Source organism: Chryseobacterium sp. UYP7 (assembly GCF_056279225.1).
This window is the reverse complement of sequence record NZ_JBWBQW010000013.1, coordinates 1-13,247: the sequence shown is the minus strand read 5'-3', so window position 1 is coordinate 13,247 and position 13,247 is coordinate 1. Positions and strand designations below refer to the sequence as shown.

The 13,247-nt window shown below is 43.7% G+C and carries 4 tRNA genes and 6 rRNA genes; all 10 read right to left on the bottom strand.

Features of this window, described 5'->3' with window-relative positions:
* Positions 1-6: 6 nt before the first annotated feature.
* Positions 7-114: ribosomal RNA gene (gene rrf / locus ACZ9HT_RS16815) — 5S ribosomal RNA — on the bottom strand.
* 184 nt (positions 115-298) lie between these two features.
* A 23S ribosomal RNA gene (locus ACZ9HT_RS16810) occupies positions 299-3,067 on the bottom strand.
* A gap of 369 nt (positions 3,068-3,436) precedes the next feature.
* Positions 3,437-3,510: transfer RNA gene (locus ACZ9HT_RS16805), tRNA-Ala, on the bottom strand.
* Positions 3,511-3,599: 89 nt separating this feature from the next.
* A tRNA-Ile gene (locus tag ACZ9HT_RS16800) sits at positions 3,600-3,673 on the bottom strand.
* 212 nt (positions 3,674-3,885) lie between these two features.
* Positions 3,886-5,402, bottom strand: a 16S ribosomal RNA gene (locus tag ACZ9HT_RS16795).
* Positions 5,403-7,396: 1,994 nt separating this feature from the next.
* A 5S ribosomal RNA gene (rrf, locus tag ACZ9HT_RS16790) occupies positions 7,397-7,504 on the bottom strand.
* A 184-nt stretch (positions 7,505-7,688) separates the two neighbouring features.
* A 23S ribosomal RNA gene (locus ACZ9HT_RS16785) occupies positions 7,689-10,457 on the bottom strand.
* Between the two features lie 369 nt (positions 10,458-10,826).
* Positions 10,827-10,900: transfer RNA gene (locus ACZ9HT_RS16780), tRNA-Ala, on the bottom strand.
* An 89-nt stretch (positions 10,901-10,989) separates the two neighbouring features.
* Positions 10,990-11,063 (bottom strand) — tRNA-Ile (locus ACZ9HT_RS16775).
* Positions 11,064-11,275: 212 nt separating this feature from the next.
* A 16S ribosomal RNA gene (locus ACZ9HT_RS16770) occupies positions 11,276-12,792 on the bottom strand.
* Together the 16S, 23S and 5S rRNA genes with 4 tRNA genes alongside form the textbook arrangement of a ribosomal RNA operon.
* Positions 12,793-13,247: the final 455 nt, after the last annotated feature.

The window sequence follows — 13,247 nt, the reverse complement described above, 5'->3', positions numbered from 1 at the left end:
TAAAAAGACTGGCGGCGACCTACTCTCCCGCTTACGCAGTACCATCGGCGCTAGAGGGCTTAACTTCTGTGTTCGGAATGGGAACAGGTGAGCCCCTCTGCTAAAACCACCCTAAAGGTTGTTTTGTACAAAAGGATGTACAGTATATGTATTTTAAATAGATTGGAGATATTTAGATTGGAGATCTGAGACGCATTGTCTCGTATCTCTTATCTTTAAATCTCATGTCTGATTTAAAAAAATCGATAAAAACGTTCACAAAGAGAAGACCGTATTGCACGATCGAGTGCCTATATTAAGCTATAAATCTACGGGTAATTAGTACTACTCGGCTATGACATTACTGCCTTTACACCTATAGCCTATCAACGTTGTCATCTCCAACGACCCTTAAAAGATGTCTCATCTTGAGGCAGGTTTCGCACTTATATGCTTTCAGTGCTTATCCTTTCCAAACGTAGCTACTCTGCGATGCACTTGGCAATACAACAGATACACCAGAGGTTTGTTCAAATCGGTCCTCTCGTACTAGATTCAAGCCCTCTCAAACATCTAACGCCCGCAATAGATAGAGACCGAACTGTCTCACGACGTTCTGAACCCAGCTCGCGTGCCACTTTAATGGGCGAACAGCCCAACCCTTGGGACCTTCTCCAGCCCCAGGATGTGACGAGCCGACATCGAGGTGCCGAACCTCCCCGTCGATATGAGCTCTTGGGGGAGACTAGCCTGTTATCCCCGGAGTACCTTTTATCCTATGAGCGATGGCCCTTCCATACGGAACCACCGGATCACTATGTCCTGCTTTCGCACCTGATCGACTTGTAGGTCTCACAGTCAAGCACCCTTATGCCATTACACTCTACGCACGGTTACCAAGCGTGCTGAGGGTACCTTTGAAAGCCTCCGTTACTCTTTTGGAGGCGACCACCCCAGTCAAACTACCCACCACGCAATGTCTCCCAAATAGTTCGGGATTAGGCTCCAAATAAACAAAGGGTGGTATTTCAACGTTGACTCCACCGACACTAGCGTGCCAGCTTCAAAGTCTCCCACCTATCCTACACATTGTTTATTCAAAGTCAATACGAAGTTATAGTAAAGGTTCACAGGGTCTTTTCGTCCCATTGCGGGTACTCGGCATCTTCACCGAGACTACAATTTCACAGAGCTCATGGTTGAGACAGTGCCCAGATCGTTACACCATTCGTGCAGGTCGGAACTTACCCGACAAGGAATTTCGCTACCTTAGGACCGTTATAGTTACGGCCGCCGTTTACTGGGGCTTCAGTTAATTGCTTCGCATTACTGCTAACAACCTTCCTTAACCTTCCAGCACCGGGCAGGTGTCAGACCCTATACAGCATCTTTCGATTTAGCAGAGTCCTGTGTTTTTGATAAACAGTCGCCTGGGCCTCTTCACTGCGGCCAGCATTGCTGCTGGCGTCTCTTCTTCCGAAGTTACGAGACTATTTTGCCTAGTTCCTTAACCATGATTCACTCTAGCACCTTAGGATTCTCTCCTCGACTACCTGTGTCGGTTTTGGTACGGGTTGCTTCACTTCGGCTTTTCTTGGAATCGCTTTCCCTACAACAACTTCGCCCGAAGGCTAGGTCTTGACTATTCCGTCAGTCTCCAGTAAGTACGGCAATCCGTCCCCTTTTTAATGTGAGCAAGTTAGGGAATATTAACCCTATGTCCATCCACTTCCCCTTTCGGGTTCGCGTTAGGTCCCGACTAACCCTCAGCTGATTAGCATGGCTGAGGAAACCTTAGTCTTTCGGTGAGCGGGTTTCTCGCCCGCTTTATCGTTACTTATGCCTACATTTTCTTTTCTGTCCGCTCCACAATACCTCACGATACTGCTTCTGTGCAAACAGAATGCTCCCCTACCAGATATAACTCAAAAGTTATAAATCCATAGCTTCGGTACTATACTTATGCCCGATTATTATCCATGCCGAACCGCTCGACTAGTGAGCTGTTACGCACTCTTTAAATGAATGGCTGCTTCCAAGCCAACATCCTAGCTGTCAATGCAGTTCAACCGCGTTATTTCAACTTAGTATAGATTTGGGGACCTTAGCTGTTGGTCCGGGTTCTTTCCCTCTCGGACATGGACCTTAGCACCCATGCCCTCACTGCCACGAAACATTTATTAGCATTCGGAGTTTGTCAGGAATTGGTAGGTGATGAAACCCCCGCATCCAATCAGTAGCTCTACCTCTAATAAACTATATCGCAACGCTGCACCTAAATGCATTTCGGGGAGTACGAGCTATCTCCCAGTTTGATTGGCCTTTCACCCCTACCCACAAGTCATCCGAAGACTTTTCAACGTCAACCGGTTCGGTCCTCCACTTTGTGTTACCAAAGCTTCAACCTGCCCATGGGTAGATCACAAGGTTTCGCGTCTAATCCTACTAACTAAGCGCCCTATTCAGACTCGCTTTCGCTCCGCCTCCGTACCTGAAGTACTTAAGCTCGCTAGTAAAATTAACTCGTAGGCTCATTATGCAAAAGGCACGCCGTCACCCAACTTGTGGGCTCCGACCGCTTGTAGGCGTACGGTTTCAGGTTCTCTTTCACCCTTCTATTCGAAGTGCTTTTCACCTTTCCTTCACAGTACTTGTTCACTATCGGTCTTTCAGGAGTATTTAGCCTTGGAGGATGGTCCCCCCATATTCAGACAGGATTTCACGTGTCCCGCCCTACTCATTTATCATCTATGTATGCCTTTCAAATACGGGGCTATCACCCTCTATGGCCGTTCTTTCCAGAACGTTCTTCTAAACATATAAAGACTTTTGGGCTAATCCGCTTTCGCTCGCCGCTACTTACGGAATCTCTTCGATTTCTTTTCCTCCGGGTACTTAGATGTTTCAGTTCTCCGGGTTTGCTCTCTAATAAATTAGAGTGACTGGTCTTCAACCAGCCGGGTTGCCCCATTCGGACATCTGCGGATCAATTCGTGTGTGCCGATCCCCGCAGCTTTTCGCAGCTTACCGCGTCCTTCTTCGCCTCTGAAAGCCTAGGCATCCGCCATACGCCCTTAACGATTTCTTTCCTAATATAAAATTAGTTCAGTATTTTTTTGTCTAACATTACTGTTAAACGATATTTTTAAAACTCGGCACTCGAAAGTGCGCGGTTTTCTCTTTGTGATGTTCTTATCGTTAATGTCAATGATCTTATCTCTTCCTACTCAACTAATGAACAGATGTGTTTTTGGCTCCATCCGTAACTTTTAAATCAGTCTCGTAAAACGGTGAATAATTAAGGTATCGCTCCTTCTAATAAACATTTTCTATGTTTATTCTGCCTTCTCTGGCATCATTCTTAAATCTTAATGTAAATATCTTCTGTTCTTGCTTCTTTTTAGAAGCTTTTGCTACATTGCTGTAACTTGTTCTCGTTATATTACTACAACTTATGTGGAGAATAAGGGAGTCGAACCCTTGACCTCCTGCGTGCAAGGCAGGCGCTCTAGCCAACTGAGCTAATTCCCCGCTAGTATAAGACGTAGAGATTTAAAGAATATAGACACGAGACTATTGTCTCTCATCTATTATCTATTAGTCTCCTGTCTAGTTATTAGTAGTCTCGGGCAGGCTCGAACTGCCGACCTCTACATTATCAGTGTAGCGCTCTAACCAGCTGAGCTACGAGACTCTCAATGAGTAATAAGTTATGAGTAATTAGTAATGATTTTACCAACGTACTCCCTAATACTCTATCTCTTTCCCTGATTACTAATCCTAGTGGGTTTATTTTTATAAATACCAACCGTCCAAATAAGAAAAAACTAAAGCTAACTTTAAGTAAAGTCAATGATACCTAAGTATCGTTTTGTTTGTTTATACTCTCCTAACGAAGAGTCTCAAAAATGAGATGTTCCAGCCGCACCTTCCGGTACGGCTACCTTGTTACGACTTAGCCCTAGTTACCTGTTTTACCCTAGGCAGCTCCTTTTACGGTCACCGACTTCAGGTACCCCAGACTTCCATGGCTTGACGGGCGGTGTGTACAAGGCCCGGGAACGTATTCACCGCGCCATGGCTGATGCGCGATTACTAGCGATTCCAGCTTCATAGAGTCGAGTTGCAGACTCCAATCCGAACTGAGACCGGCTTTCGAGATTCGCATCACATCGCTGTGTAGCTGCCCTCTGTACCGGCCATTGTATTACGTGTGTGGCCCAAGACGTAAGGGCCGTGATGATTTGACGTCATCCCCACCTTCCTCACTACTTGCGTAGGCAGTCTCACTAGAGTCCTCAACTTAATGTTAGCAACTAGTGACAGGGGTTGCGCTCGTTGCAGGACTTAACCTAACACCTCACGGCACGAGCTGACGACAACCATGCAGCACCTTGAAAAATGTCCGAAGAAGGATCTATTTCTAAACCTGTCATTTCCCATTTAAGTCTTGGTAAGGTTCCTCGCGTATCATCGAATTAAACCACATAATCCACCGCTTGTGCGGGCCCCCGTCAATTCCTTTGAGTTTCATTCTTGCGAACGTACTCCCCAGGTGGCTAACTTATCGCTTTCGCTTGGTCTCTGAATCCGAAAATCCAAAAACGAGTTAGCATCGTTTACGGCGTGGACTACCAGGGTATCTAATCCTGTTCGCTACCCACGCTTTCGTCCCTCAGCGTCAGTTAAATTTTGGTAACCTGCCTTCGCAATTGGTGTTCTAAGTAATATCTATGCATTTCACCGCTACACTACTTATTCCAGCTACCTCAAATTTACTCAAGACCGACAGTATCAATGGCAGTTTCATAGTTAAGCTATGAGATTTCACCACTGACTTATCGGTCCGCCTGCGGACCCTTTAAACCCAATAAATCCGGATAACGCTTGCACCCTCCGTATTACCGCGGCTGCTGGCACGGAGTTAGCCGGTGCTTATTCGTACAGTACCTTCAGCTAAATACACGTATCTAGGTTTATTCCTGTACAAAAGAAGTTTACAATCCGTAGGACCTTAATCCTTCACGCGGGATGGCTGGATCAGGCTCTCACCCATTGTCCAATATTCCTCACTGCTGCCTCCCGTAGGAGTCTGGTCCGTGTCTCAGTACCAGTGTGGGGGATCTCCCTCTCAGGACCCCTAAAGATCATTGACTTGGTGAGCCGTTACCTCACCAACTATCTAATCTTGCGCGTGCCCATCTCTATCCACCGGAGTTTTCAATATTAAATGATGCCATCTAATATATTATGGAGTATTAATCTTCCTTTCGAAAGGCTATTCCCCTGATAAAGGTAGGTTGCACACGTGTTACGCACCCGTACGCCGCTCTCTAGTTTCCGAAGAAACTATACCGCTCGGCTTGCATGTGTTAGGCCTCCCGCTAGCGTTCATCCTGAGCCAGGATCAAACTCTCCATTGTATGTTTGTCTGACTCACTCAAAGTTATTATCGCCTTAGTTTTTCCTTACTTTTTGGTTGTTATTTGTATGTCAATGATCTCTGTTCTTCTCGCTTTATTTTCGGAAACTCTTTCTGTCGTTGGTTCCGAATTGCGAGTGCAAAAGTAGTTACTTATTTCTAATTGACCAAATGTTTTTGAAGAATATTTAAAAGTTTTTTAACTAACCCTTAAACACCTATCGCATCTCATTCAATCCCTTCTACTTCGCTCCCCATCTCTCTCGATTTGGGATTGCAAAGATAAGAACTTTTTGTTAACTAACAAGCTTTTTTAATTAAATATTTAGAAACGCTAATCCCTAAATCCCAATCTCATTAACCTATTACCCTACTATGCTACTTCCTTTTTGAAGTGGTGCAAATGTAATACGATTCAAACTATCTCGCAAATCTTTTTCCCAATTTTGTAAACAAGTGTATAAGTTTTTAACTAACCTATTAATTATCTGTAATTTACAACAACCTTAAAGTTATCCACTTTATCTTAATCAATCCCAATTGTGCTACTGATCGTAGCTAAATTCCATCAGTAGAAAGGAATTTGGAGTGTAAAGATGCTTTGCTCCTTAAAACGAGAAGGAACTTAAACATAAATTTATTACCGAACAGGGATGATTCAGTTACCTATTGAGTAAAGAAGAAAAGCGGATGCCGCAGAAAAACCTCACATAACTGTAATTCGACGCTTTAACAAATTAATGTTGAAAATTAATAAGGTTAGAATCACAAACTTTCTAACTCTAAAGCAAGCGTGTATATAAGAATATCAAAATTACACTCATAAAAGTTTAAAATGATTATAAACTTTATTCTAGCACAAATACGATCCAAATCTTAAGAGTACAATTAAGTAAGAATTAGTATAAATTAATTACACCATGATTAAATATTGCTGCTCCTCGTTAAATTAGCTTATACGGATTTTAAACATACTAGTTAGTTTCACCTCAAGCAAGATCGTTTCCTATTACCACATAAGCATTGACAAACACGAGTTAGATTCGTTTTTTGTTAGCCTAAAATTCCTCAGTGCAAAAAATTTAGTAGTGCTTGTCGATAGCTAAACATTAGCTATAGTATCCAGGTTGCCCAAAATCTTAAAACGATTCATTTATCTTTTTCAAAATTAATAGATACTCCTTTATACCTTTTAACTTCAAAATATAGGAGGCGTTATAATGGTTTAAAAGTCAACTTATCAATGCTTACAATTTAAAAGCAAATAATAACGCAAAAAAAAACCGAACAACGATCTCCTCATGTAATACGATATGTTATCAATCTTGAAAAAATAATAACAGGATAATAAAAAACATTTTTGAACCTTCTACCGCAATCGCAAGTAGGGGACAAAGATTTTTATCTGTGAATCATCTAAGTTATTTAGCTAATTTTGGAGTGGAGAGCTTTATTAATTATTTCTGGAGATTACTAATAATATAAATGAATGTAGGAGCAACATAACTTTCGCTTAGTCCGAATCTCAACCCGTCTTGTCCCAAGACGAAACTCTATCTTTTTTGCTTTCAACATATCTGTTTTAAATCCAGTTGCTTATTAGCAAAAAAGGATGCCGTTTCCATCGTAGCTAAAAGTTCAGGAAGTTCCTACTTCCACTCTAATTTCAATGCGACATGATATATAAAAAACACTTAATTTCCAAATTCATGCAACATCTAAATGATGATTTTGAGGGAATAATTTTAGAAAAAAACTGCTCTAGCTCCCTCTCCTTTGTAGAGGGTTGGAGTGAGGATGAGTCTCAATCTATTTAGTAGTCCATTATCTATCAGTCTATTCGTCTATCATCTCTTCGTCTCTTCATCTCTTCGTCTATTCGTCTATTCGTCTATTCGTCTATTCGTCTATTCGTCTATTATCTAATTTTCGGTCACAAAAAAGCCTCATACAAATAAATGTATGAGGCTCTATGTCCGCCGTGGCGGATAAAAAAACTGGCGGCGACCTACTCTCCCGCTTACGCAGTACCATCGGCGCTAGAGGGCTTAACTTCTGTGTTCGGAATGGGAACAGGTGAGCCCCTCTGCTAAAACCACCCTAAAGGTTGTTTTGTACAAAAGGATGTACAGTATATGTATTTTAAATAGATTGGAGATATTTAGATTGGAGATCTGAGACGCATTGTCTCGTATCTCTTATCTTTAAATCTCATGTCTGATTTAAAAAAATCGATAAAAACGTTCACAAAGAGAAGACCGTATTGCACGATCGAGTGCCTATATTAAGCTATAAATCTACGGGTAATTAGTACTACTCGGCTATGACATTACTGCCTTTACACCTATAGCCTATCAACGTTGTCATCTCCAACGACCCTTAAAAGATGTCTCATCTTGAGGCAGGTTTCGCACTTATATGCTTTCAGTGCTTATCCTTTCCAAACGTAGCTACTCTGCGATGCACTTGGCAATACAACAGATACACCAGAGGTTTGTTCAAATCGGTCCTCTCGTACTAGATTCAAGCCCTCTCAAACATCTAACGCCCGCAATAGATAGAGACCGAACTGTCTCACGACGTTCTGAACCCAGCTCGCGTGCCACTTTAATGGGCGAACAGCCCAACCCTTGGGACCTTCTCCAGCCCCAGGATGTGACGAGCCGACATCGAGGTGCCGAACCTCCCCGTCGATATGAGCTCTTGGGGGAGACTAGCCTGTTATCCCCGGAGTACCTTTTATCCTATGAGCGATGGCCCTTCCATACGGAACCACCGGATCACTATGTCCTGCTTTCGCACCTGATCGACTTGTAGGTCTCACAGTCAAGCACCCTTATGCCATTACACTCTACGCACGGTTACCAAGCGTGCTGAGGGTACCTTTGAAAGCCTCCGTTACTCTTTTGGAGGCGACCACCCCAGTCAAACTACCCACCACGCAATGTCTCCCAAATAGTTCGGGATTAGGCTCCAAATAAACAAAGGGTGGTATTTCAACGTTGACTCCACCGACACTAGCGTGCCAGCTTCAAAGTCTCCCACCTATCCTACACATTGTTTATTCAAAGTCAATACGAAGTTATAGTAAAGGTTCACAGGGTCTTTTCGTCCCATTGCGGGTACTCGGCATCTTCACCGAGACTACAATTTCACAGAGCTCATGGTTGAGACAGTGCCCAGATCGTTACACCATTCGTGCAGGTCGGAACTTACCCGACAAGGAATTTCGCTACCTTAGGACCGTTATAGTTACGGCCGCCGTTTACTGGGGCTTCAGTTAATTGCTTCGCATTACTGCTAACAACCTTCCTTAACCTTCCAGCACCGGGCAGGTGTCAGACCCTATACAGCATCTTTCGATTTAGCAGAGTCCTGTGTTTTTGATAAACAGTCGCCTGGGCCTCTTCACTGCGGCCAGCATTGCTGCTGGCGTCTCTTCTTCCGAAGTTACGAGACTATTTTGCCTAGTTCCTTAACCATGATTCACTCTAGCACCTTAGGATTCTCTCCTCGACTACCTGTGTCGGTTTTGGTACGGGTTGCTTCACTTCGGCTTTTCTTGGAATCGCTTTCCCTACAACAACTTCGCCCGAAGGCTAGGTCTTGACTATTCCGTCAGTCTCCAGTAAGTACGGCAATCCGTCCCCTTTTTAATGTGAGCAAGTTAGGGAATATTAACCCTATGTCCATCCACTTCCCCTTTCGGGTTCGCGTTAGGTCCCGACTAACCCTCAGCTGATTAGCATGGCTGAGGAAACCTTAGTCTTTCGGTGAGCGGGTTTCTCGCCCGCTTTATCGTTACTTATGCCTACATTTTCTTTTCTGTCCGCTCCACAATACCTCACGATACTGCTTCTGTGCAAACAGAATGCTCCCCTACCAGATATAACTCAAAAGTTATAAATCCATAGCTTCGGTACTATACTTATGCCCGATTATTATCCATGCCGAACCGCTCGACTAGTGAGCTGTTACGCACTCTTTAAATGAATGGCTGCTTCCAAGCCAACATCCTAGCTGTCAATGCAGTTCAACCGCGTTATTTCAACTTAGTATAGATTTGGGGACCTTAGCTGTTGGTCCGGGTTCTTTCCCTCTCGGACATGGACCTTAGCACCCATGCCCTCACTGCCACGAAACATTTATTAGCATTCGGAGTTTGTCAGGAATTGGTAGGTGATGAAACCCCCGCATCCAATCAGTAGCTCTACCTCTAATAAACTATATCGCAACGCTGCACCTAAATGCATTTCGGGGAGTACGAGCTATCTCCCAGTTTGATTGGCCTTTCACCCCTACCCACAAGTCATCCGAAGACTTTTCAACGTCAACCGGTTCGGTCCTCCACTTTGTGTTACCAAAGCTTCAACCTGCCCATGGGTAGATCACAAGGTTTCGCGTCTAATCCTACTAACTAAGCGCCCTATTCAGACTCGCTTTCGCTCCGCCTCCGTACCTGAAGTACTTAAGCTCGCTAGTAAAATTAACTCGTAGGCTCATTATGCAAAAGGCACGCCGTCACCCAACTTGTGGGCTCCGACCGCTTGTAGGCGTACGGTTTCAGGTTCTCTTTCACCCTTCTATTCGAAGTGCTTTTCACCTTTCCTTCACAGTACTTGTTCACTATCGGTCTTTCAGGAGTATTTAGCCTTGGAGGATGGTCCCCCCATATTCAGACAGGATTTCACGTGTCCCGCCCTACTCATTTATCATCTATGTATGCCTTTCAAATACGGGGCTATCACCCTCTATGGCCGTTCTTTCCAGAACGTTCTTCTAAACATATAAAGACTTTTGGGCTAATCCGCTTTCGCTCGCCGCTACTTACGGAATCTCTTCGATTTCTTTTCCTCCGGGTACTTAGATGTTTCAGTTCTCCGGGTTTGCTCTCTAATAAATTAGAGTGACTGGTCTTCAACCAGCCGGGTTGCCCCATTCGGACATCTGCGGATCAATTCGTGTGTGCCGATCCCCGCAGCTTTTCGCAGCTTACCGCGTCCTTCTTCGCCTCTGAAAGCCTAGGCATCCGCCATACGCCCTTAACGATTTCTTTCCTAATATAAAATTAGTTCAGTATTTTTTTGTCTAACATTACTGTTAAACGATATTTTTAAAACTCGGCACTCGAAAGTGCGCGGTTTTCTCTTTGTGATGTTCTTATCGTTAATGTCAATGATCTTATCTCTTCCTACTCAACTAATGAACAGATGTGTTTTTGGCTCCATCCGTAACTTTTAAATCAGTCTCGTAAAACGGTGAATAATTAAGGTATCGCTCCTTCTAATAAACATTTTCTATGTTTATTCTGCCTTCTCTGGCATCATTCTTAAATCTTAATGTAAATATCTTCTGTTCTTGCTTCTTTTTAGAAGCTTTTGCTACATTGCTGTAACTTGTTCTCGTTATATTACTACAACTTATGTGGAGAATAAGGGAGTCGAACCCTTGACCTCCTGCGTGCAAGGCAGGCGCTCTAGCCAACTGAGCTAATTCCCCGCTAGTATAAGACGTAGAGATTTAAAGAATATAGACACGAGACTATTGTCTCTCATCTATTATCTATTAGTCTCCTGTCTAGTTATTAGTAGTCTCGGGCAGGCTCGAACTGCCGACCTCTACATTATCAGTGTAGCGCTCTAACCAGCTGAGCTACGAGACTCTCAATGAGTAATAAGTTATGAGTAATTAGTAATGATTTTACCAACGTACTCCCTAATACTCTATCTCTTTCCCTGATTACTAATCCTAGTGGGTTTATTTTTATAAATACCAACCGTCCAAATAAGAAAAAACTAAAGCTAACTTTAAGTAAAGTCAATGATACCTAAGTATCGTTTTGTTTGTTTATACTCTCCTAACGAAGAGTCTCAAAAATGAGATGTTCCAGCCGCACCTTCCGGTACGGCTACCTTGTTACGACTTAGCCCTAGTTACCTGTTTTACCCTAGGCAGCTCCTTTTACGGTCACCGACTTCAGGTACCCCAGACTTCCATGGCTTGACGGGCGGTGTGTACAAGGCCCGGGAACGTATTCACCGCGCCATGGCTGATGCGCGATTACTAGCGATTCCAGCTTCATAGAGTCGAGTTGCAGACTCCAATCCGAACTGAGACCGGCTTTCGAGATTCGCATCACATCGCTGTGTAGCTGCCCTCTGTACCGGCCATTGTATTACGTGTGTGGCCCAAGACGTAAGGGCCGTGATGATTTGACGTCATCCCCACCTTCCTCACTACTTGCGTAGGCAGTCTCACTAGAGTCCTCAACTTAATGTTAGCAACTAGTGACAGGGGTTGCGCTCGTTGCAGGACTTAACCTAACACCTCACGGCACGAGCTGACGACAACCATGCAGCACCTTGAAAAATGTCCGAAGAAGGATCTATTTCTAAACCTGTCATTTCCCATTTAAGTCTTGGTAAGGTTCCTCGCGTATCATCGAATTAAACCACATAATCCACCGCTTGTGCGGGCCCCCGTCAATTCCTTTGAGTTTCATTCTTGCGAACGTACTCCCCAGGTGGCTAACTTATCGCTTTCGCTTGGTCTCTGAATCCGAAAATCCAAAAACGAGTTAGCATCGTTTACGGCGTGGACTACCAGGGTATCTAATCCTGTTCGCTACCCACGCTTTCGTCCCTCAGCGTCAGTTAAATTTTGGTAACCTGCCTTCGCAATTGGTGTTCTAAGTAATATCTATGCATTTCACCGCTACACTACTTATTCCAGCTACCTCAAATTTACTCAAGACCGACAGTATCAATGGCAGTTTCATAGTTAAGCTATGAGATTTCACCACTGACTTATCGGTCCGCCTGCGGACCCTTTAAACCCAATAAATCCGGATAACGCTTGCACCCTCCGTATTACCGCGGCTGCTGGCACGGAGTTAGCCGGTGCTTATTCGTACAGTACCTTCAGCTAAATACACGTATCTAGGTTTATTCCTGTACAAAAGAAGTTTACAATCCGTAGGACCTTAATCCTTCACGCGGGATGGCTGGATCAGGCTCTCACCCATTGTCCAATATTCCTCACTGCTGCCTCCCGTAGGAGTCTGGTCCGTGTCTCAGTACCAGTGTGGGGGATCTCCCTCTCAGGACCCCTAAAGATCATTGACTTGGTGAGCCGTTACCTCACCAACTATCTAATCTTGCGCGTGCCCATCTCTATCCACCGGAGTTTTCAATATTAAATGATGCCATCTAATATATTATGGAGTATTAATCTTCCTTTCGAAAGGCTATTCCCCTGATAAAGGTAGGTTGCACACGTGTTACGCACCCGTACGCCGCTCTCTAGTTTCCGAAGAAACTATACCGCTCGGCTTGCATGTGTTAGGCCTCCCGCTAGCGTTCATCCTGAGCCAGGATCAAACTCTCCATTGTATGTTTGTCTGACTCACTCAAAGTTATTATCGCCTTAGTTTTTCCTTACTTTTTGGTTGTTATTTGTATGTCAATGATCTCTGTTCTTCTCGCTTTATTTTCGGAAACTCTTTCTGTCGTTGGTTCCGAATTGCGAGTGCAAAAGTAGTTACTTATTTCTAATTGACCAAATGTTTTTGAAGAATATTTAAAAGTTTTTTAACTAACCCTTAAGCATCTATCGCATCTCATTTAATCCCTTCTACTTCGCTCCCCATCTCTCTCGATTTGGGATTGCAAAGATAAGAACTTTTTGTTAACTAACAAGCTTTTTTAATTAAATATTTAGAAACGCTAATCCCTAAATCCCAATCTCATTAACCTATTATCCTACTATGCTACTTCTATTTTGAAGTGGTGCAAATGTAATACGACTCAAACTATCTCGCAAATCTTTTTTGCGATTTTTTAAACAA